The organism is Actinoplanes sp. NPDC051851, assembly GCF_040681165.1.
Lineage (GTDB): Bacteria > Actinomycetota > Actinomycetes > Mycobacteriales > Micromonosporaceae > Actinoplanes.
This window is the reverse complement of record NZ_JBFAYF010000002.1, coordinates 58,668-80,360: the sequence shown is the minus strand read 5'-3', so window position 1 is coordinate 80,360 and position 21,693 is coordinate 58,668. Positions and strand designations below refer to the sequence as shown.

Sequence of the window (21,693 nt, the reverse complement as noted above, 5' to 3'; positions counted from 1 at the left end):
CGATCCACACGGCACGCCACCAGCACTGCCGCGAAATCTAAGATTGCGTTTTGCGATGGAGTGATTCGTCCCACCATGCGGAGCGGGGCCCGCTGCCCGAGACAGCGAACCCCGTCGATATACAGCCGCGCTGTTCAGAAAGCCGTCAGAGTGATGCCCGCCGATCGCGGGTCACCGTCGTGGACGAGCGACTCCTGGTTCTGCACGTCGTCGAAGGCGAACGCGTACGCCTTGCCGTCGGCCATGTTCGCGTGGATCGCCTTGGCGTACACGTTGGTGGGACTGCCCTGATAGAAGTCGCTCGCGGTGCCGCTCGGCTGGGTGTCGAGCCGGCCCAGCGTGGTGCGCTGCAGGGCGGCGCAGAGGGTCCGCGCGATCGGGCCGACCACCTGGTCGTTCGGGGCGGCCAGCGCGCCGTCGCAGCCCCAGACGTTCGCACTGGACGGCTTGGTGAACGAGGCGACGACCTTGCCCGAGGTGTCGGTGAAGTTCATGACGTCACCCGTCGTGCGCCCGGTGTACCTGACGCTCGGCTGATCCGTGAAGGGGACCACGGTCAGATTCTTTCCGGTGTACGCACTCCACGCGCTGGAGATGTAGGAGTCCAGGTAGGTCGCGCTCATCAGGCCCGCCTCGGCCGCCTTGCCCGGGGCGAGGACGCGCAGGACGGTGCCGTCGGCGGCGGTGACCACGCTCTTGGCGAAGTCGGCGTCCGCCTTGATCGCGTTGATCACCTTCTGCCGGCCGCCGGAGACCACCGCACCGGTCGACGAGGTGGTACCACTGCCGCCGAGGACGCTCACCACGTGCGGGATCGCGAACATGTCGACCTGCGAGCTGTTCAGCCAGAGACCGGACGAGTTGACGGTGAACTCGCTCCAGTCGAAGAGGATGTCGTGGTTCGGGTCGCCGGACGCCCAGGGCGCGGGCTGGACCAGGCCGTCGGTGGTGAGCCGGAAGTCCAGCTTCTTCCCGAACGAGAAGTAGAGCCGGCCGGAGATGTTGCGCGGCACCTTGATCGTGGTGCTCCCGCCGGTGGCCGGGCCGTCGATCGAGACGTCCGGCGCGGCGACCGGGACGGCCGCGCCGCCGGTCCAGGCGGTGAACGCGCCGGCCTTGTTCACGTAGCCGAGCCTGCCGGTGTCCAGGTTGACGCCGAGCACGTAGAGGTGGACCGCGTCCGAGCGGCCGGTCTTGTTCGTCACGGTGACCGGCAGCAGCGCCTCGGCGGGCGGGATCGAGGTCGCGGTCCCGGCCTCGGCAGCGGCCGTGGTCTTCGTCGCCGCCGTGGTGGCCGTCGCGGTAGCGGTCGCGGTCTTCGTGGCCGTGACCGCCGGGGCGACGGCCGTCGTGGCGGCGACCGGGGCCGTGGTCGCCGTCGTGCCGCCGGGCGTCCCGTCGCACGACTGGCCGTTGAGCTTGCAGCCGGTCGGCTGGGCACCCGAGCCGATGAATCCGAACGTCACCGTTCCGCCGACCGGAATCGTGCCGTTCCAACTACGATTCGTGAATGTCCGGTGACTCCCGTCGGCGGTCATCTGGCCTTCCCAGAAACTGCCGATCGTGGTGCCCGAGGGGAGGTCGAATTCGACTTTCCAGGAGGACATCGCGGACGTGCCGTCGTTCGTGACGACCACCTCGTCCTGCCAGCCGGTCCCCCAGTCCGAGACCGTACGCAGGGACGCCGTGGCCGACGCGGCCGAGGCGGGCAGCGCGAACCAGGCGGTTCCCAGCGCGGCGACGACGGTCACCGAGGCCAGGATCAGACTTCTCTTCCGGCGCATCTTTCCTCCAGGGGGACGACGGGGCGCGCCCATTATGGAGAGAATTCAATGGTGCCGGTGCGGTCTTTAAGGTTGCTTTAATGACTAAGTTCCGCGACGAGTTTCGCCGCGGCCGATAACACTTCTTCGGCAGAATTCTCCGGAAGCCGCCCACGGGTGGGCCGGGGCACGCTCGACACCCCGGCCCACCCGCGAACGGGGCTCAGGCCCGGGTCAGGCGCAGCGCGGTCCAGGAGACGCGGGGCAGCGTCGCGGTGATCGTGCCGCCGTCGACGGTGAGGCCGCCGGTGGGGATCTCCGCGGTGGGGCGGAGGGTGACCCGCTCCGGTTCGTCACGGGTGTTGCTCGCGCGCAGGTCGTCGTCGGTGAGGGTCCAGGAGTCGGCGACCGTCAGGTTCCCGCCGAACGCCGACAGGTCCACCGTCAGCTCCAGGGGGTTCTCCTGGTCGCGGTTGACCGCGAAGAGGACCACGTCGCCGGTGGCCGGGTCGTGCGTGGCGACCGCGTCGACCAGCGGGGCGGTGCCGTACCGGGCGGTCTCGTAGGTCGGGCTGTCGATCCGGGTCTCCAGCACGTCGCCCTTGGCCAGCGCGGCGGTCCGGGCGAACGGGTGGAAGATGGTCTGCCGCCAGGCCGGTCCGCCGGGCTCGGTCATGATCGGGGCGATCACGTTGACCAGCTGGGCCTGGCAGGCGGCGGTGACCCGGTCGCTGTGCCGGAGCAGCGAGATCAGCAGGTTGCCGACCACCACCGCGTCGGCCACGTTGTACTGATCCTCGATGACCGGCGGTGCGACCTTCCACTCCTCGGGCAGCGGCGCGCTCTGGAACCGGGAGAGGTACCAGACGTTCCACTCGTCGAACGAGAGGTTGATCTTCTTCTTGCTCTTCAGGCGCGCGCCGACGGCGTCCGCGGTGGCGACGATGCTGTCGACGAAGTGGTCCATGTCGACCGCGCAGGCCAGGAAGGAACCCAGGTCGCCGTCGTACTCCTCGTAGTACGCGTGGCAGGAGACGTACTCGACCACGTCGTACGCGTGCTCCAGCACCGTCGACTCCCACGAGCCGAAGGTCGGCATGGTCGAGCTGGAGCTGCCACAGGCCACCAGCTCCAGGTCCGGCTCGGCCGACTTGAGCGCCCGGGCGGTGGAGGCGGCGAGCAGACCGTACTCCTCCGGGGTCTTGTGGCCGGTCTGCCAGGGTCCGTCCAGCTCGTTGCCGAGACACCAGAGCTTGATCCCGTACGGCTTCTCGGCGCCGTTCGCCCGCCGCCGCTCGGAGAGCTCGGTGCCCTCCGGGTGGTTGACGTACTCGTGGACGTCGAGCGCCTCCTGGACGCCGCGGGTGCCGAGGTTGACCGCGTACATGATCTCGACGTCGGCCTTCTCCGCCCACTTGGCGAACTCGTCGATGCCGACCTGGTTCGTCTCGATACTCCGCCAGGCCAGGTCACGCCGGCGGGGGCGCTTCTCGACCGGGCCGGTGCCGTCCTCCCAGCGGTATCCGGAGACGAAGTTGCCGCCGGGGTAACGGACCATCGTGACACCGAGCTCGCGGGCCAGCGCCAGGACGTCGCCGCGGAAGCCGTCCTCGTCCGCGCTCGGGTGCCCGGGCTCGTAGATGCCGGTGTAGACGCAGCGGCCCATGTGCTCGACGAACGAGCCGAAGGTACGGCGGTTGACGGGGGCCACGACGGCAGCCGGATTCAATGCGACACGCGCACGGAGCATTTCGGTGTCCTTAACGAAGCGCTGGGGGAGGAGAAGACGTCACTTGACGGCGCCGATGGTCAAGCCACCGCGCCAGTAACGCTGAAGAAGGAGGAAGGCGGCGATCAGCGGCAGGATGGCCACCAGGGCGCCCGTCACGATCACGTTGAAGAGGGCCTCGCCGCCGTTGCCGAGGATCGCCGACATGTACCAGGTGCGCAGCCCGACCGTCAGCGGGAAGAGGTGGTCGTCGCTGAGCATCACCAGCGGCAGGAAGAAGTTGTTCCAGGACGCGACCATCGAGAAGAGCAGCACGGTGACCAGGGCCGGCCGCATCGCGGGCAGCGCGACGCTGGTGAAGACCCGCAGCTCGCCGGCGCCGTCGATGCGGGCCGCCTCGAGCATCTCGTCCGGCACCGACTCGTGGGTGTAGACCCGGAGCAGGTAGACCCCGAACGGGTTGAGCAGCGAGGGCAGGATCACCGCCCAGACCGTGTCGACCAGCCCGGCCTGCGACATCAGCAGGTAGGTCGGCAGCACCAGGGCGGTGGCCGGCACCATGATCAGACCGAGGAGCAGGGCGAAGAGCTTGGTCCGGCCGGGGAAGCGCAGCTTGGCGAAGGCGTACCCGGCGAGTGCCGAGACCACCGTCGCACCGAGCCCGCTGACCACCGCGTAGAGCGCGGAGTTGCGCAGCCAGACCAGGTAGATGCCGTTCTCCTGGGTGAAGACCGTCTTCAGGTTCCCGATCAGGTGGAAGTCGGCGAACCAGAGCGGCGCGGACTGGAACAGCCCGTCGTTGCTCTTGGTCGCGGCGACCAGCAGCCACCAGAACGGCAGCAGGAAGTAGATCGCCATCACGCCCATCACGATGTGCGGGACGATCCCGGCGCGCTCGTTCTTCGTGCTCACAGCGCGCTCCGTTTCCTGGTCGCGAAGAGGAAGATGTACGACCCGACGAAGACCACCGCTCCGAGCAGGAACGAGATCGCGGCCGAGTAGTTGTACTGCTGGAACGAGAACGCCTGGTTGAAGGCGTACACGTTGGGCGTGTAGTGCTGAGTGATCGAGCCCGGGTTGAGCGGCTGCAGGATCAGCGGCTCGGTGAAGAACTGCAGGGTGCCCAGGATGGTGAAGAGCGTGGCCAGGATGATCGCCGAGGAGATCATCGGGGTCTTGATCCGCCAGGCGATCTGGGCCGGCCCGGCACCGTCGATCTTGGCGGACTCGTAGACCTCGCGCGGCAGGCCCTGCAACGCCGCGTACAGCACGATCATGTTGTACCCGGCCCACTGCCAGGTCACGATGTTGCCGAGCGAGGCGAGGACCGTGCCGCCGGAGAGGAAGTCGACCCCCAGGAAGCTGAGCGGGCCGGTGTCCTTGCTGTACAGGAAGCCCCACATCAGCGTGCCGATCACCACCGGCACGGCGTAGGGCACGAACGCGGCCAGCCGGAAGATCCGGGAGAACCGCGACGTCGCGTGGTCGATCAGCAGCGCCGCGAGCAGCGCCAGACCGATCATCACCGGCGTCTGGACCAGTCCGAAGATGATCACCCGGAGCACGCCCTGGCGGACCAGCGGGTCCTGGAACGCCTGGGTGTAGTTCTCGAAGAGGGCGAAGTGCTCCCCCTCGATCAGGGTGGACCGGTACAGGCTCAGCTTGAGCGCGTACGCCATCGGAAGCAGAAGGAAGGCGACCAGCAGGACCACGAAGGGGAGGACGAAGATCCACCCGGTCAGGGCCTCACGGGCGTGACTCACCTTGTTCCGGGCCGCGGGACCCGCGGCCGCCGGAGCGGCCGCGGACCGGGTGTGCACCTGCGTCATTACTGAACCTTGAAGCCCTGCTGGGTGGCGTACTGGGTGATGTTGGTCTGCGCCGTGTCGAGCGCGGCCGTCCAGGAGCTCTTCTTCTCGATCGCCTGGTTCAGGCCGGTCGTCAACTGGTTGAAGTTGTAGCTGTTGAACGGGCTCCAGGAGAACGGCGCGATCGCCTTGTACGCCGGGACGAAGACGTCGTTGACCGTCTGGCCGCCGAAGAACTCGTACTCCTTCTTGAGGAACGCGTCCGACTCCAGGACCGGGGTCGCGGTCGGGAAGAGATAGGCCTCGTCGATGCCGATCTTCCACGCGTCGGTGTTGTCCGCGCCGAAGATCTCCATGGCGACCTTGGACGCGGCCTCCTTGTCCGAGGCCTGGTCGGTCACCGCGAACGACGAGCCGCCCCAGTCACCCTGCGCGTTCGCGCCGGCGGTCCACTGCGGCAGCGGGGCCGCGCGCCACTTGCCGGAGGTCGTCTTGGCCACGCTCGCCAGGTAACCCGGGCCCCAGCCGGCGGCCAGGTAGGTGACGTACTTGCCGGAGCCGAGACCGCTGTAGAAGTCGGTCGTACCGTAGGCCTTGGTGTCGGCGAGACCGCCGTTGACCATGCCCTCCCAGTACGTCAGGACCTGCTTGGTGGCCGCGTCGTTCACGGTCACGCCGATGTTCGACGGGTTCGCCGTGTCATAGGTGTACGGCTTCGCGCCCGCCTGCCAGCTGAGGCCGGTCAGGAAGCCGCCGTCGTTCGCGCCGAAGTCGGTCATGAACGCCTTGCCGGACGACGCCGTCTTCAGCTTCTCGGCCTGGGCCTTGTACTCGTCCCAGGTCTTCGGGATGGTCAGGCCGTACTGCTTGAAGAGGTCCTCGCGGTAGAGCATCGCCATCGGGCCGGAGTCGACCGGGATCGCGTAGACCTTGTCGCCGGTGCTGACCTGCTTCCAGGCCCAGTCGACGTACTTGCTCTTGAGGTCGTTGGCGCCGTACTCACCCATGTCCACCAGGTGCTTGGTGAGCTGGTAGGTGGGGAGCTCCTGGAACTCCAGCATGACCACGTCGGGCGCGCCCTTGCCGGCCTTGAGCGCGGTCTGCAGCTTGGTGTACTCGTCCTGGCCCGCGCCGGCGTTCGTCCACTCGATCTTGATGTCGGTGTGGGTCTTGTTGTAGAGGTCGACGACCTTCTGGAAGGAGGGGTACCACGCCCACACCTTCACCGTGGTCGGACCGGAGGCCTTGTCGGTACCGGCGTCGGAGCCACCACTGCACGCCGCCACGGCCAGGGCCGTGAAGGCGGCGACGGTCGCCACAACTGATCGCCGTGCACCCCGCCGTAGACTAGGGTTACGCACGTTCACTGGGTCCTCACAAAATTCGTATCCAGTTGATCGGGTCAGAGAGCCGGCCTCCGGTGCTGGCACACCGGGGGTCCGGCCGTACGCTCTCTTTTTCGCTGCGCGTCGTCTCATATTGCTACGCTTTTGCAGCGCTGCAAAACAGCATGCACGGACGGCCAATCGACGGCAAGGGGTAACCTGCCGGAAACTTGGCGCAGGCAGAGGGGGCATCATTGCGTCGAGAAGTCACGCTTCGTGACGTGGCCGAACTGGCCGGCGTGTCGAGCAGAACCGTCTCCAACGTGGTCAACGGCTACGCCAACGTCACCGAGCGGACCCGGGTCCGGGTGCAGAAAGCCGTGGAGGAGCTCGGGTACCGGCCCAACGTACTGGCCCGGAACCTGGCACAGGGCCGGTCCGGGCAGATCGCGCTGGTGGTGCCGTACCTGGACACCCCCTACTTCTCCGAGTTGTTGCAGAGCGTGATCCGTGCGGCACGGGAACGCGGTTATAACGTTCTGATCGACCAGACCGACGGCGACGCCGAGCACGAGCGCGCGTTCATCGCCCACGGCTCCCGCCGGCTCCTCTTCGACGGCGTCATCTTCAGCCCGCTCGGCCTCGACCAGAACGCCCTCGCCGACCACGACCCGAACCTGCCGCTGGTCATCCTCGGCGAGCGGACCAGCGACGGGACCTTCGACCACGTCGGCATCGACGACGTCGCCGCGTCCCGGCAGGCCACCGAGCACCTGCTCGACCTGGGCCGGACCCGGGTGGCCGCGATCGGCGACCAGCCGTACGCCACCGGCGAGGCGGCCCAGCTGCGCACCCGGGGTTTCCGGGAGGCGTTCGCGGCGCGCGGGCTGACCGCGCGCGAGGACCTGATCATCAGCACGCCCCGGTTCAACCGGCTCGACGGCGCGCGGGCGATGACCCACCTGCTGGACCTGCCGGAGCCACCGGACGCGGTCTTCTGCTACTCGGACCTGGTGGCGCTCGGGGCGATCCACACGCTGATCGCCCGGGGGTTGCGGGTGCCGGAGGACGTCGCGGTGATCGGGTACGACGACATCGAGGACGGGGCGTACTCGAACCCGTCGGTCACCACGATCTCACCGGACAAGGAGATGATCGCGACGACCGCGGTGGAGCGGCTCCTGCTGCGGATCGGCAGCCCTACCCCGCCGCCGGGCCTGGAGGTGCGGGCTCCGCATCGTCTGGTGATCCGGGAGAGCACTGCGGGTCGCCAGCCGCGGACTCGGCCCTAGGCCTCCGCCTCCGCCTCCGCCTCCGCCTCGCCGAGGCCCGCCGCGGCGTCACGGTCCGCCCATGCCAGTAACGGTGATATGTCGTGATTTATCGCGTCGATTCCGGCATGCAGGTCGCCCTTCGCGGCAAATCGGGCCGGAACCGTGCGCACCGTGAACTCCGCCGGGTCCACATCCGGAATCTCCGACCAGTCCACCGGAGTGGAGACCGTGGCCGTCGGCACCCCGCGGACCGAGTACGCACTCGCGATCGTGTGGTCACGGGCGTTCTGGTTGAAGTCGACGAAGACCGCCCGGGGATCCCGGTCCTTGCGCCACCAGGTCGTCGTCACGTCGTCCGGCGCGCGCCGCTCCACCTCGCGGGCGAACGCGAGGGCGGCCCGGCGGACGTCATCGAAGCCCCAGTCCGGCCTTATCCGCACATAGATGTGCAGGCCGCTGCCGCCGGAGGTCTTCGGGTAGCCGACCATGCCGAGCTCGTCGAGCACCTGGTGGACCACTCCGGCGACCCGCCGCACCGTGTCGAAGCCGCATGACGGCATCGGGTCCAGGTCGATCCGCCACTCGTCCGGCTTCTCGGTGTCGGCCCGGCGCGAGTTCCACGGATGGAACTCCACGGTGGACATCTGCACCGCCCAGATCACGTCGGCCGGCTTGGTCACGCAGAGCTCGTCGGCGTGCCGGTGGTACCGGGGGAACGTGACCCGGACCGTCTCCAGCCAGGGTGGCGCGCCGTTCGGCACCCGCTTCTGGTGCACCTTCTCGCCGGCCAGTCCGTCCGGGAACCGGTGCAGCATGCAGGGCCGCTCGCGGAGGGCGCGGACGATCCCGTCGCCCACCGCGAGGTAGTACCGCACCAGGTCGAGCTTGGTGACCCCGAGCTCGGGGAAGTAGACCCGATCCGGGTTGGAGACCCGGACCTCGTAGTCACCGGCCTCGACGACCGTGGCGGGAGAGGCCATGCCTCTGAAACTAACCCAACCAGGCGTCGTCGAGGTCGAGAAGCAGGGTGTCTCCCGAGTCGAGCAGGTCGAGCATCGGGTTGATCCGGGGCAGTTCGTGGGTGATGAAGTACCGGGCCGCGACGCGCTTGCCCTGGTAGAAGTCGCCCTCCTTACCCGCCGCGGCGTTCCACTGCTCCAGCCACATCCAGGCGACCACCAGGTGACCGGCGGCGTCGAGGTAGGCGGTGGCGTTGACCAGCGCGGTCGACGGATCACCACTCGCCCAGACCTTGGCCGTGGTCCGCTTCAGCCGCTCGCAGGCATCGAGGACCGGGCCGGAGATCTCCGGGCACTTCCGGGCGGCGGCCGCGACGCGATCGAGGAGGAGCGCCAGGCCCGCGCCGCCCTTCATCGTCACCTTGCGGCCGAGCAGGTCCAGCGCCTGGATGCCGTCGGTGCCCTCGTGGATCGAGTTCAGCCGGTTGTCCCGGTAGAACTGCTCCACCGGGTACTCCCGCGTGTAGCCGTAGCCGCCGTGGATCTGGATGGCGTGGTCGTCGGCGAGGCGGCACCACTGGGACGGCCAGGCCTTCACGATCGGGGTCAGCACGTCCAGGAGCAGGTCGTTCTCCGCCGACGGCTCGTCCAGCAACTTCGCCGCGAAGAGAACCAGAGCAAGACCGCCTTCCACGTACGTCTTGCTGGCCAGCAGCATCCGGCGTACGTCGGAATGCTTGATGATCGGCACCGGAGGGGCCGCGGGGTCCTTCGCGGCAGGAGGCCTGCCCTGCTCGCGCTCGCGGGCGTAGTCGAGGGCGTGCAGATAGCCGGTGTAACCGAGGGCGACCGCGCCCGACCCGACGCCGATCCGCGCCTCGTTCATCATGTGGAACATGTACTGCAGGCCGCGACCCTCCTCGCCGACCAGCTCACCGGCCGCGTCCTCGAACGCCAGCACCGCGTTGGTGGTGCCCCGGTAGCCCATCTTGTGGTTGAGCCCGGCCAGCGTGACGCCGTTGCGCTCGCCGGTCGCCGGGTCCCGCTTCGGCACGATGAAGAGCGAGAGGCCCTTGACCCCGGCCGGCGCACCGGCGACCCGGGCCAGGACCAGGTGGATGATGTTCTCGCTCAGCTCGTGGTCCCCGCCGGAGATCCACATCTTGCCGCCGGTGACCCGGTAGGTGCCGTCCGCCTGCTTGACCGCCCGGGTGGTGACCTCGCTCAGCGAGGACCCGGCCTGCGGCTCGGAGAGGCACATCGTCCCGGTGAACCGGCCCTCCAGCATCGGCAGCACGTACGTCCGCTTCTGCTCCTCGGTGCCGTGCGCCAGCAGCAGGTGCGCGTTGCCCGAGGTGAGCATCGCGTACGCCGAGGTGGCCGTGTTCGCCGCCTGGAACCAGAGGAAGCAGGCCCGCTGGACCACCTGCGGCAGCTGGAGCCCGCCGTACTCGGCGTCCATGGTCGCGCCGATCAGGCCGGACTCGGCGAAGACCTGGAGCGCCTTCGCGACCTCCGGGATGGTCTCCACACGGTTGCCGTCGAAGGTCGGCTCATGCAGGTCGTTCGCCCGGTTGTGCGGAGCGAAGTCCCGTTCGGCGATCCGCTGCGAGACGTCCAGGAACGCGTCGAACGTCTCCCGGGAGTGCTCGGCGAACCGCTCCCGTGCGGTCAGCGACTCGACGTTCAGCCATTCGTAGAGCAGGAAGTCGAGATCCCGCCGGGAGAGCACCGTGGAGTTCATGCACTCAGTGTGCATCAACTCCGGTCGGTAGCGCGATGCCGACCGGTATGCCCGGAAGCCTGACGACCGCGTTTGATCTCGTACATCGCGTGGTCGGCGGCCCGCAGCGCGGCGTCCGGATCCTCGGCCGGGGTGGCCATGTGCACGCCGACGCTCGCCCCGATGTGAATCTCCGCGCCGGCGATCCGGAACGGCAGCTCGACCACCTGGCGCACCCGGTTGCGGGTCGCCTCCACCGCGGCCGGCGAGATCTGCCCCGGCATCAGCACCACGAACTCGTCGCCGCCGACCCGGGCCAGCACGTCACCGGCCCGGATGCAGCCGCTCAGCCGGTCCGCCACCTGGCGCAGCAGCTCGTCGCCGGCCTCGTGGCCGTGCTCGTCGTTGACCGGCTTGAAGCCGTCCAGGTCGACGAAGAGCACCGCCACCGGGATCCGGCCCAGCGAGGTGCCGAGGACATCCTGCATCCGGCGACGGTTCGGCAGGCCGGTGAGCGCGTCGTGCTGGGCCTCGTGGGCCAGTCGCTCCTGGAAGGCCCGGTTCTCCGAGACGTCCCGGGCGTTGATCACGATGCCGTTCAGGGCCGGGTTCTGCATCTGGTTCGAGGCGGTGAAGTCGAACCAGCGGAAGTGCCCGGTGGCCGACCGGACCCGGCACTGCAGGCGCAGCACGCCGGACTGGTCGGCGAGCAGGGCGGCCAGCCGGGCCCGCATCCCCTCCTGGTCGTCCGGGTGCAGCATGTCGAAGACGCTCTGACCGGTGAGCGAGCCGTGCTCGTACCCGAGGACCGCGTGCGAGCTCGGGCTGGTGAAGATGATCCGGCCCTGGTCGTCCAGGATCGCGACCAGGTCCGGGGCGTGCTGGAACAGGGCCTGGAAGCGCTGGTCGGACCGGCGGCGCTGGATCAGCGTGCGGTACCCGAGCAGCGAGACGCCGGACATGCCGATCAGCACCACGAGCAGCAGCACCACGTTGAGGGTCTGGCTGCGGCCGTGCACCGCGCCGTCGAACGAGGACTTGCTCTGGGTCCGGACGTATGACCAGCCGCTGGGCAGCCCGCCGACCACGATCGCGATCATCGCGGTCTTCCCGGCCTTGTACTCGACGAAGTGCGTGGCGCCCGAGCCGAGCGACGGGTCGATCGCCTCGTTGAGCGAGCCACCGATCAGGTCCGGCACGCTGCTCGCGCCGACCCGCCCCGAGCTGTCCACGATCGCCGTGATGTACGCGTCGTCGGAGAGCTCCGCGGTGTACTTCTGCAGCGCCGTGGTGGCGATCTGGTTCAGCCCGACCAGGTATCCGCTGACCGTCCCCGCCACCGTCACCGGCACGGCGACCGCCGCGACCGTGATGTTGTCCACGATCATCACGCCGGAGAAGCCGGTCGTCGCGCCGTCCCGGAACTGCTCGCGCATCGGCGCCCAGGCCGCGTCGTCCTGGGCGGGCAGCCCCGAGTCGCGGCTCGCGGTCAGCACGTTCCCGTCGAGGTCGGTGAGCATCAGGCCGTACTGGAAGGTGGTGCTCTTGGCCGCCGCGGCGGTCAGGATCGCCCGATCGGCGGTGTCCGCCTTCGCCAGGCGCAGCGGATAGTCGGCGAGGACCTCGGCCAGCTCCTGCGCGGAGAGCAGTTGCAGCTGGCCGGTGAGCGTCGCGTTGTTCGCGCCCAGCGCCGTGCTGTCGGCCCGGTGCACCGCGTCGGCGGCGCTCACCGCCGAGCGGTTGACCAGCAGGGCGACCGTGCCGGCGGCCGCCAGCAGGATCACGCTGACCAGCACCGCGATCCAGTTCCGCACCCGCATGGCGTCCTCCTCACGGTAGTCATCGGCACGCCGGGGCGTCACTCAACCAAAACGGGACAGCGCGGAGGGGCATCGACCCGTGATGATGGGGGAAGGAACCGATCGATGATCGGAGCACCGCATGCCCAGACCCGTGGTCGCACCCCCACTCCGTGTCCGCATCCCGATGCCCCGGCGATCCCCCGAGGGGACGGCTCCGGAGAGGACGAGCCCCCGGATCATGCGGTCCGGCCTCAGCATCACCGGCGCCGGCACCGCCGTCGTCTTCCACACCCTCTCGTTCACACCGTCGTTGCTGCCCAGAGCCTGGTTCCTGCAGGGCGTGATCGCCGGCATCACGGCCGCCATGGGGTACGCCCTGGGCACCGCGATCGGCGCGCTGGTCCGGATCCGCTGGGAGAGCCGCTTCGCCTGGCGGATCCTGATCGCGATCCTGCCGCCGCTGCTCGCCGTCTCGCTCTGGCTCGGCACCCGCTGGCAGCGTGAGGTGCGCCTGCGGCTCGGGCTGCCCCCGGCCCAGGAGATCGACATCGTCCGGACCGTCGGGGCGAGCCTGCTCACCTTCGCGTTACTGCTGCTGATCGCCCGGGCACTCCGGCTGGCCACCCACGGGTGCGCCCAGGTGTTCCGGCTGATCGTGCCGGACCGGGCGGCGTACTGCGCGGGCACGCTGGTGGTCGCGGTGCTCAGCTACGGCGCTTTCGACGGGCTGCTCATCGCGCACCTGTTCGCGGTCGCCGACCGGACGGCCGCCGTGGTCAACGACGGGACCGGGACCGGGGTGCTGGTGCCCGCCTCCGGACTGCGGTCCGGCGGGCCGGGATCGGACGTCTCCTGGGACTCGCTCGGCCGGCAGGGCCGCAACTTCGTGGCGGGCTCCCCGACCACCGGGCAGCTGACCGATTTCGCCGGTCGTCCCGCCGCGCAGCCGATCCGCCTCTACGCCGGGCTGGACTCCGCGGACACCGTCGAGGAGCGGGCCGCCCTGGTGGTCCGCGAGATGGACCGGACCGGCGCGTTCGACCGGGCGGTGGTCGCCGTCTTCACCCCGACCGGCACCGGCTGGGTGGACAACCGGGTCACCCAGTCGCTGGAGTACATGTACGCCGGGGACACCGCGCTGGTCAGCATGCAGTACTCGTACCTGCCGAGCTGGATCGCGTTCCTCGGCGACCGGTCCGAGGTGGTGGACGCCGCCTCCGCGCTGATCACCGCGGTCCGGGACCGGTGGGCCGCGATGCCCGCCGCGCACCGGCCCAAGCTGCTGCTCTTCGGGGAGAGCCTGGGTACGTACGGGCTGGAGGCGACGTTCGGCACCGCACGGAACCTGGTCGACGGCGCGGACGGCATCCTCCTGGAGGGACCGACCTTCGCGAACCCGGTGCACCACGCGCTCACCCGGGCACGCGCTCCGGGCACGCCGGTCTGGGATCCGGTCTACCCGTCCCTGCCGGTGGAGTTCGCCGACACCGCCGAGGAACTGCGGAACCGGGCCGGCACCCAGCCGAAGGTGGTCTACCTGCAGAACTCGTCCGACCCGATCGTCTGGTGGAACTGGGACCTGCTCTGGAAACGCCCGGCGTGGCTCCGCGGCGAGCGGGGTCCGGACGTCACCCCGGCGATGCACTGGTATCCCGGCATCACGTTCTGGCAGACCACCTGCGACCTGCTCTTCGCCAACAAGGCGCCGACCGGGCACGGCCACGTCTACAAGGCGGCCACGGTGGACGGGTGGGCGACGGTCGCCCCACCGCCGGGCTGGTCCGTCGACGACACCATCCGCCTGCGGGCGCTGCTGGACGGTTAGCCCGGCTAGTCTCCGGTGATGAGCATTCATTGGGGATTATCGATACTGTTGATCGGAACCGGGCTCACCGGACCGGCACACTCCCCCACCTGGCATCTCAGCGACACCGGATCCACGGCCCGGTTCCGCGGACTCGCGCCGGTCAGCTCCCGCGTGGCCTGGGCCGCCGGGAGCGCGGGCACCGTCCTGCGTACCGTCGACGGGGGCCGCACCTGGTCCTCCGTCGGCCCGGCGGCCGCCGCCGACCTGCAGTTCCGCGACATCGAGGCCTTCGACGCCGACCACGCGGTCGCCCTGACCATCGGCTCCGGCACCGACTCCCGCGTCTACACCACCGCCGACGGCGGCACCACCTGGCTCGAGTCGTTCCGCAACCCGGACCCGGCCGCCTTCTACGACTGCCTGACCTTCCTCGACCCCCGCCACGGCCTGGCCCTCTCCGACCCGGTCGACGGCCGTTTCCGCATCCTGGCCACCACCGACGGGGGCCGCTCCTGGTCCGTGCGCCCCACGACGGGCATGCCGGAGGCGCTGCCGGGCGAGTTCGCCTTCGCCGCCAGCGGCACCTGCCTCGTCTCCGCCCCGGCCCACGACGCCCGATCCGCCACCTCGCGGGACTCCGCACCCGCGCCCGCTCCCGGACACGACGCCACGTCGCCGGTCTCCGCGCCCGCTCCCGGACACGACGCCTGGTTCGCCACCGGGGGCGGCGCCACGGCGCGGGTCTTCGCCACCCACGACGGCGGGCGCACCTGGTCCGTTTCGGTCACACCGATCCCGAGCGGCCCCAGCGCCGGCGTCTACGGCCTCGCCTTCCGCGACGCCCGGCACGGCCTGGCCGTGGGCGGCGACTACGCCACCCCCACCTCGGCGCCCTCCGCCGCCGCCTCCACCACGGACGGCGCCCGCTCGTGGACCGTCTCCCGCACCCCGCCCGGCGAGTACCGCTCCGGCGTCGCGTGGACCTCCGCCCCGGACACCGCCCTCGCCGTCGGCCCCACCGGCAGCGACATCACCCACGACGCCGGCCGCACCTGGCATCGTTTCGACACCGGCACATTCGACGCCGTCGCCTGCACCCCCGACGGCTCCTGCTGGTCCTCCGGCGCCGAGGGCCGCGTCGCCACCCTGACCTCCTGACCCAGAAAGGGGAGCGGGTCAGGCGTTGAGGTAGGTGAGGACGGCGAGGACGCGGCGGTTGTCGTCGTCGGAAGGAGGGAGGGCGAGCTTGGTGAAGATGCTGTTGATGTGTTTGCTGACGGCCTTCTCTCCGATGAAGAGCTTGGCGGCGATGGCGGCGTTGGAGCGGCCCTCGGCCATCTGGGTGAGGACCTCGTGCTCGCGCGTGGTCAGAGCCGTGAGCGGGGACTGGCGGCGGGCCAGGAGCTGGTAGACCACCTCGGGGTCCATCGCGGTGCCGCCGGTGGCGACGCGGCGGACGGCGTCGACGAACTGGGCGACGTGCGAGACGCGGTCCTTCAGGAGGTAGCCGACGCCGCCGGTGCGGTCGGAGAGCAGTTCACGGGCGTAGAGCGGCTCGACGTGCTGGGAGAGCACCAGGACCGGCAGGCCGGGGATCCGGGCGCGGGCGGCGATCGCGGCCTGCAGGCCCTCGTCGGTGAAGGTCGGCGGAAGGCGTACGTCGAGAACCGCGATGTCGGGCCGGTGCTCGATCAGCGCCGGCAACAGCGACGGTCCGTTGTCGACGGCCGCGACCACCTGGAAGTCGTGCGCGGAGAGCAAGCGCGTCAACCCGTCCCGGAGGAGGGCATGGTCTTCGGCGAGGACGACACGCACGGCAGCTCCATGATCACGACAGTCGGACCGCCCGGCGGGCTGGACAGGCTCATCGTGCCATCGAAGGCGGCGAGACGACGCTCGATGCCTCGCAGCCCGGTGCCGCCGGACGGGTCGGCACCGCCGAGGCCGTCGTCGCTGATCCGCATCGTCAGGGTGCCGCCGTGGTGCCAGAGCTGGACCTCGGCGTTGCGGGCGAAGCTGTGCCGGGTCACGTTGGCCAGGACCTCGGCGACCGCGAAATAGGCCGCGCTCTCCACCGGCGTGTCGAGCCGCCCCGGCACCGCCGCGCCCACCGACGTCGGGATGGGCAGCGCCATCGCGAGCGCCCGGACCGCGCCCTCCAGCCCGCGCTCGGCGAGCACCGGCGGATGGATCCCGCGGACCAGGTGCCGGAGCTCGACCAGCGCGGCCGAACTCGTCTCGCGCGCCTCGGCGAGCAGCTTGCGGGCACCGTCCGGGTCGTCGGCCACCATCTCCTCGGCCATCCCGATCGTCATGCCCAGCGAGACCAGCCGCGCCTGCGCGCCGTCGTGCAGGTCGCGCTCGATCCGGCGCAGCTCGGCGGCCTGCGCGTCGACCGTGTCGGCCCGGGTCACGGTGAGCTGGCTGACCCGCATGCGCAGCTGGGCGTTCCGGGTCGGCGCGAGCAGCAGCCGGCTGAAGAGCGCGTCGACGCGTCGCAGGTACGGCGCGGCCGCGATCCCGATCGCCAGGATCAGCGCGCCCTGCGGCAGCGACAGGAAACCCTGGCCGACCGTCTCGATCGGCCAGATCGCACCGTAGCCGTACCACCCCGTGCCGAGCCAGATCCAGAGCGGGATCAGCAGGATGCCCTCGACTCCGTAGAGCGGGACGGCCAGCGTGAGCACGCCCAGCACCAACCCGACCACGGCACCGGGCAGCAGCCAGGCCAGGTCGAGCCAGGTGCCCTGGTCGGTGATGATCCAGCGGTAGTCCCGCCAGCCGCCGAGGCGGATCCCCTCGGGACGCGGGCGGTAGGGCCGGGCGATCGTCACGCCGTAGCCCCCGGCGAGCCGCCGGGCCAGACCGGCGCGCCGCCGCACCAGCCGGGTGACCAGCGGGAAGAGGACCAACCCGAGGCCCGGCACGACACTCAGCACGAGGGTCACCAGGGAGAGCACGAGCAGCGGAAGGTTGAGCACCGCCAGCGCGATCCCGGCCACCCCGCCCGCCACGGCGCGGAGGCCGTCGCGGATCCAGTCACGCGAATCCATGTGTCCATCCTGGCCTCCGGCGACCGCCGTGTCGGTAGTGCTGGCACTACTCCTCGGCGGGAGCCAGCCATCCCCGGATGCCGTCGAGGACCGGCGGGCCGTAGTCACCGACCACGTCCCGGGCCAGGTCGGCCACGGTGACGGCACCCAGCGCGGACCGCCAGGCCTGATCGGCAGCGGACATCGCCCGCGAGATCGCGCAGGGCCGGACGCAGATCTCGGGAGGGGCGGCCATCGGGCCACGCTGCCGGATCTCGGTGCAGACGAAGGCGGGCGCCGGCCCGTCGACCGCGATGACCACGTCGAGCACGGTGATCTCGGACGCCGGGCGGGTCAGCGCGTAGCCGCCGGCGTGTCCCTGCACGGAGTGGATCAGTCCGGCCCGGGACAGCGCCTGGAGCTGCTTGGCCAGGTAGCTCCCGGACACGTCGTGCAGCTCGGCGAGGCGCGCCGCGGGCACCGGGCGCTCCGCCGCGGTCAGCACCACCGCACAGTGCAGCGCCCACTCGACGCCGCCGGACATCTTCATGCCGCCAGCCTACTTGACTCGGACACGACTTATCCGAGTAGCATCGAAGTCATCCCGGACAAGCAATGTCCGAGTTAATGAGGGGATCCACCACCATGAAGATCGTTGTCATCGGCGGCACCGGGCTCATCGGTTCCCGGCTGATCGCCCTGCTCCGCGAGCGAGGCCACGAGGCGGTCGCCGCCTCGCCCGCCACCGGGGTCGACACCCTGACCGGCGCCGGTCTCGCCGAGGTGCTGACGGGCGCGCGCGTCGTCGTCGACGTCTCCAACTCGCCGTCCTTCGCCGACGCGGACGTGCTCGCGTTCTTCCAGACCTCGGGGCACAACCTGCTCGCCGCAGAGCGGGCCGCCGGTGTCGCGCACCACGTCGCGCTCTCGGTGGTGGGCGCGGACCGGGCGCCGGAGAGCGGCTACCTGCGGGCCAAGGTCGCCCAGGAGGAGCTGATCCGGGAGAGCGGGGTCCCCTTCACGATCCTGCGGGCGACCCAGTTCTTCGAGTTCCTCGGCGCGATCGCGGGCGCCGGCACGGTGGACGGGGTGGTCCGCGTACCGTCCGGGCCGATGCAACCGGTGGCCGCCGACGACGTGGCCGCCACGCTGGCCGAGCTCGCCCCCGGCGAGCCGGCCGGCGGCATCGTCGAGCTGGGCGGACCCGACGCCTGCCCGCTCGACGACCTGCTCCGCCGCTACCTGGCCGCCACCGGCGACGACCGTCCGGTGGTGGGCGACCCGGCCGCGCGCTACTTCGGCACCGCGATCGGCCCGGACACCCTGATCACCGGCGCCGGCGCCCGGATCGGCGGGATCACCCTGACCGACTGGCTGACGAAGCGGGACTGAGCGAGCGCGAAGCAGGACCGAAGCGACGCGCGACCGGGACGGGGTGGTGCTGGCACTACCGGGAACCGTCACCCCTGCACTACCGACAGACCGCACGCGAAGCGGTTGGCTTGCGGACATGACGACGACCACGGGGAAGACACGGACGGCCGGAAGCGACTTCGCGGAGCTCAACCGGCGGATCAACGCCGCCGGCCTGCTGGAGCGGCGGCCCGCCCACTATGCCGTGCGCATCGGTCTGGTGACCCTCGCGCTGGCCGGTGGCTGGGCCGCCTTCCTGGTCGCCGGCGCGACCTGGTGGACCCTCGTGATCGCCGTGTTCCTCGCGGTCGTCTACACCCAGATCGCGCTGGTGGCGCACGACCTGGCACACCGGCAGGTGTTCCGCACCAACACACCGAGCGCCCGGGCCGGGCTGATCGCGGGGAACCTGGCGATCGGCATGTCCTACGGCTACTGGATGGACAAGCACACCAAGCACCACGCCAATCCGAACCACGACGATCTGGACCCGGACGTCGGACCCGGCGTTCTGGTCTGGTCCCGGGAGGCCGCGAAGAACAAGGGCTTTCTGGTACGACACCAGGCCTGGCTCTTCTTCCCGCTGCTCACCCTGCTCGGGCTCTCGCTGCGACGGGACAGCGTCCGGGCGCTGCTCGCCGGCATGGTGAAACGCCGTGGCCTGGAGGGCGCGCTGCTCGGCGCGCACATCGTGGGCTATCCGGCGGCGCTGCTGCTGGTGCTCACCCCGGGGCAGGCTCTGGCCTTCCTCGTGGTGCACCAGGCGCTGTTCGGGGTCTACCTCGGCATGACCTTCGCGCCGAACCACAAGGGCATGCCCCACCCCGACGGCACCGAGGATTACCTGCGCAAACAGGTGCTGACCTCACGTAACGTCCGGGGTGGCCGACTGGTCGACGCGGCGCTCGGCGGCCTGAACCACCAGATCGAGCACCACCTCTTCCCGGCCATGCCCAGCCCGAACCTGCGCCGCGCCCGGCCGATCGTCCAGGGCTACTGCGCCGAGATCGGGGTCCCCTACGAGGAGACCGGCCTGATCGAGTCCTACCGCCAGGCCCTGCGCCACCTCCACGACGTCGGCGCGGACCTGCGGCAGAACCGCTGAGGCCCGCGCCGCCACCCGGGCGGCGCGCGGCGCGGCGACGCGGGCGGCGGCACGGGGCGGCGCGCAGCGCGGCGACACTGGGGACCTAGCGAGGGATGTTGCGGAGGTTGGCGTGGGCCACGTGGAGCATCTGGCCCACGCCGCCGGCCAGGACGGTGCGGCCGATGCCGAGGGCGAAACCGGCCATCTCCTCCTTGGAGACGTGCGGCGGGACCTCCAGGGCATCCGGGTCGGTGACCACGTCGAGCAGGGCCGGGCCGTCGTGGTCCAGGACCTCGCGCATCGCCGCGCGGAGCTCGCCGGGCTTCTCGACCCGGACGGCGTGGAAGCCGGCGGCCGCGGCGATGGCGGCGAAGTCCACGTGGTCGTGGTCGGTCTCGTACGGCGGGTCGCCCGCGACGATCATCTCCAGGCGGACCATGCCCAGGCTGGAGTTGTTGAAGACCACCACCTTGACCGGGAGGCGGTGCGTACGCACGGTCAGCAGCTCGCCCAGCAGCATGGCGAGGCCGCCGTCGCCGGACATCGAGACCACCTGGCGGGTGCGGTCCAGTGTCTGCGCGCCGATCGCGTGCGGGAGGGCGTTCGCCATGGTGCCGTGTACGAACGAGCCGAGCACGCGGCGCCGGCCGTTCGGGGTCAGGTAGCGCGCGGCCCAGCTCGTGCACATGCCCGTGTCGGCCGTGAAGATCGCGTCGGCGGCGGCCTCCTCGTCGAGGACCCGGGCGACGTACTCGGGATGGATCGGGGTCGTCTCCCCGACGTCGTGGGTGTACGCCTCGACCACCCGGGAGAGTTCCGCGTCGTGCCGGTGCAGCATCCGGTCCAGGAAGTCGCGCTTCTTCGGGCGCAGGCGGGGCAGCAGCGCGCGGATGGTGGCGCCGACGTCACCGGTCACCGCCAGCTCCAGGGCGGTGCGGCGGCCCAGCCGTGCCGGGTCGGCGTCCACCTGCACGGTGTTCCGCTGCGGGAGGAACTGGCGGTACGGGAAGTCGGTGCCCAGCATCAGCAGGAGGTCCGCCTCGTGCATCGCCTCGTAGCACGCGCCGTACCCGAGCAGCCCGGTCATCCCCACGTCGAACGGGTTGTCGTACTGCAGCGACTCCTTGCCCCGCAGCGTGTGCCCGACCGGCGCGGCGATCACCTGGGCCAGGGCGAGCACCTCGTCCCGGGCGCCGGCGCAGCCGATCCCGCCGAAGATCGTCACCCGGTCCGCGGCATCGATCCGCTCGGCCAGCGCGGCGAGCACCGGCTCGGAGGGGACGGACGGCGCCGGTTCCGCGTACGGCTGCGGCGCACCGGTCTCCCCGGCCGCGGCAGCCGCGAGCACGTCCCCCGGCACCACCAGCACGGCCGCGCCGCGCCGGCCGACCGCCTCCTGGATGCCCACCCGGGCCATCCGGGGCAGCTGGGCGGGCGACGAGACCAGCTCGGTCCAGTGGCCGGCCTGCCCGAACAGCTGCTTCGGGTCGGTCTCCTGAAAGAAACCGGTGCCGATCTCGGTGGAGACGATGTGCGAGGCGATGGCGAGCACCGGCGCTCCGGACCGGTGCGCGTCGAACACGCCCTGGATCAGGTGCGTGTTGCCCGGGCCGCAACTGCCCGCGCAGACCGCCAGCCGCCCGGTGAGCTGTGCCTCGGCCGCCGCGGCCAGCGCCGCCGCCTCCTCGTTGTGCACGTGGACCCACTCGACGACGTCCTGCTTGCGGATCGCGTCGGTGAACGCGTTGAGGCTGTCCCCCACGATCCCGTAGATGCGCCGGACGCCGGCCTGAGCCAGCACCTCGACCAGTTGTTCCGCGACTGTCAGTTTCTTCCCGAGCACGATCCGGCTATACCCTCATCGCCGTACGCCGGAACCGGCACCCGGACGTGAGCGTGCGCACGGGAGCCTTCCGGTAACCGTCCGGTTATCCTGAAGACATCGTCCATCACCCACATACGTCACCGGCG

At 70.5% G+C, this 21,693-nt stretch carries 17 protein-coding genes; 5 read left to right on the top strand and 12 right to left on the bottom strand.

Annotated elements, in window-relative coordinates; genetic code table 11:
• Positions 1-134: 134 nt before the first annotated feature.
• The 5 genes from AB0M08_RS02880 to AB0M08_RS02860 form a co-directional block, all read right to left on the bottom strand.
• Positions 135-1,784, bottom strand: coding sequence for a beta-1,3-glucanase family protein (locus tag AB0M08_RS02880; protein ID WP_364487372.1), 1,650 nt, complete (start codon positions 1,782-1,784; stop codon positions 135-137).
• Between the two features lie 202 nt (positions 1,785-1,986).
• Positions 1,987-3,513, bottom strand: a complete 1,527-nt coding sequence (locus AB0M08_RS02875; protein WP_364487369.1) for an alpha-N-arabinofuranosidase — start codon at positions 3,511-3,513, stop codon at positions 1,987-1,989.
• A gap of 39 nt (positions 3,514-3,552) precedes the next feature.
• Positions 3,553-4,404: a carbohydrate ABC transporter permease gene (locus AB0M08_RS02870; protein ID WP_364487366.1), complete on the bottom strand. Its 852-nt coding sequence runs from the start codon at positions 4,402-4,404 to the stop codon at positions 3,553-3,555.
• Positions 4,401-5,321, bottom strand: a complete 921-nt coding sequence (locus AB0M08_RS02865) for a sugar ABC transporter permease (protein WP_364487363.1) — start codon at positions 5,319-5,321, stop codon at positions 4,401-4,403. The genes AB0M08_RS02870 and AB0M08_RS02865 overlap by 4 nt, the downstream gene beginning before the upstream one ends.
• A complete protein-coding gene (locus AB0M08_RS02860) occupies positions 5,321-6,619 on the bottom strand; it encodes an extracellular solute-binding protein (protein ID WP_364487360.1) in 1,299 nt (432 codons plus the stop codon). The genes AB0M08_RS02865 and AB0M08_RS02860 overlap by 1 nt, the downstream gene beginning before the upstream one ends.
• Positions 6,620-6,879: 260 nt before the next feature.
• On the opposite strand from AB0M08_RS02860, the gene AB0M08_RS02855 reads away from it, so the two are divergent.
• Positions 6,880-7,917, top strand: a complete 1,038-nt coding sequence (locus AB0M08_RS02855) for a LacI family DNA-binding transcriptional regulator (protein ID WP_364487357.1) — start codon at positions 6,880-6,882, stop codon at positions 7,915-7,917.
• Here AB0M08_RS02855 and ligD read toward each other — a convergent pair.
• From ligD to AB0M08_RS02840, 3 genes are read right to left on the bottom strand one after another with little or no spacing between them, the layout of a single operon-like run.
• Entirely contained in the window at positions 7,914-8,879 is a 966-nt protein-coding gene (ligD, locus tag AB0M08_RS02850) for a non-homologous end-joining DNA ligase (protein ID WP_364487354.1), read from the bottom strand. The two genes, AB0M08_RS02855 and ligD, sit on opposite strands and share 4 nt — an antisense overlap.
• Positions 8,880-8,889: 10 nt before the next feature.
• Positions 8,890-10,602 (bottom strand): acyl-CoA dehydrogenase, encoded by a 1,713-nt coding sequence (locus AB0M08_RS02845; RefSeq protein ID WP_364487351.1) that lies wholly within the window; start codon positions 10,600-10,602, stop codon positions 8,890-8,892.
• A 14-nt stretch (positions 10,603-10,616) separates the two neighbouring features.
• A complete protein-coding gene (locus tag AB0M08_RS02840; protein WP_364487348.1) occupies positions 10,617-12,401 on the bottom strand; it encodes a sensor domain-containing diguanylate cyclase in 1,785 nt (594 codons plus the stop codon).
• 220 nt (positions 12,402-12,621) lie between these two features.
• Here AB0M08_RS02840 and AB0M08_RS02835 point away from each other — a divergent pair, with 220 nt between their 5' ends.
• Together AB0M08_RS02835 and AB0M08_RS02830 are read left to right on the top strand one after the other, a co-directional pair.
• Positions 12,622-14,208, top strand: a complete 1,587-nt coding sequence (locus AB0M08_RS02835; RefSeq protein WP_364487345.1) for an alpha/beta hydrolase — start codon at positions 12,622-12,624, stop codon at positions 14,206-14,208.
• Positions 14,209-14,256: 48 nt separating this feature from the next.
• A complete protein-coding gene (locus AB0M08_RS02830; protein WP_364487342.1) occupies positions 14,257-15,348 on the top strand; it encodes an oxidoreductase in 1,092 nt (363 codons plus the stop codon).
• A gap of 18 nt (positions 15,349-15,366) precedes the next feature.
• On the opposite strand, the gene AB0M08_RS02825 is transcribed toward AB0M08_RS02830, so the two are convergent.
• Genes AB0M08_RS02825 through AB0M08_RS02815 form a run of 3 tightly spaced genes read right to left on the bottom strand, consistent with a single transcriptional unit; the run spans position 15,367 to position 17,772 of the window.
• The gene (locus tag AB0M08_RS02825) at positions 15,367-16,005 is read right to left on the bottom strand and encodes a response regulator transcription factor (RefSeq protein WP_364487339.1); all 639 of its coding nucleotides are present in this window, start codon (positions 16,003-16,005) and stop codon (positions 15,367-15,369) included.
• Complete coding sequence (locus AB0M08_RS02820) at positions 15,957-17,243, bottom strand: histidine kinase (protein ID WP_364487336.1); 1,287 nt, start codon at positions 17,241-17,243, stop codon at positions 15,957-15,959. Before AB0M08_RS02820 ends, AB0M08_RS02825 begins: the two co-directional genes overlap by 49 nt.
• A gap of 46 nt (positions 17,244-17,289) precedes the next feature.
• Positions 17,290-17,772 carry an Rrf2 family transcriptional regulator gene (locus AB0M08_RS02815; RefSeq protein WP_364487333.1) on the bottom strand — a complete coding sequence of 161 codons (483 nt, stop codon included), beginning with the start codon at positions 17,770-17,772 and terminating at the stop codon, positions 17,290-17,292.
• A gap of 95 nt (positions 17,773-17,867) precedes the next feature.
• Between AB0M08_RS02815 and AB0M08_RS02810 the strand changes: the two genes are divergently transcribed.
• Together AB0M08_RS02810 and AB0M08_RS02805 are read left to right on the top strand one after the other, a co-directional pair.
• Positions 17,868-18,614: an SDR family oxidoreductase gene (locus AB0M08_RS02810; RefSeq protein ID WP_364487330.1), complete on the top strand. Its 747-nt coding sequence runs from the start codon at positions 17,868-17,870 to the stop codon at positions 18,612-18,614.
• 118 nt (positions 18,615-18,732) lie between these two features.
• On the top strand, positions 18,733-19,740 hold the full coding sequence (locus AB0M08_RS02805) for an acyl-CoA desaturase (RefSeq protein ID WP_364487327.1): 1,008 nt from the start codon (positions 18,733-18,735) through the stop codon (positions 19,738-19,740).
• An 85-nt stretch (positions 19,741-19,825) separates the two neighbouring features.
• On the opposite strand, the gene AB0M08_RS02800 is transcribed toward AB0M08_RS02805, so the two are convergent.
• Positions 19,826-21,550, bottom strand: coding sequence for a pyruvate dehydrogenase (locus tag AB0M08_RS02800; protein WP_364488012.1), 1,725 nt, complete (start codon positions 21,548-21,550; stop codon positions 19,826-19,828).
• Positions 21,551-21,693 lie beyond the last annotated feature (143 nt).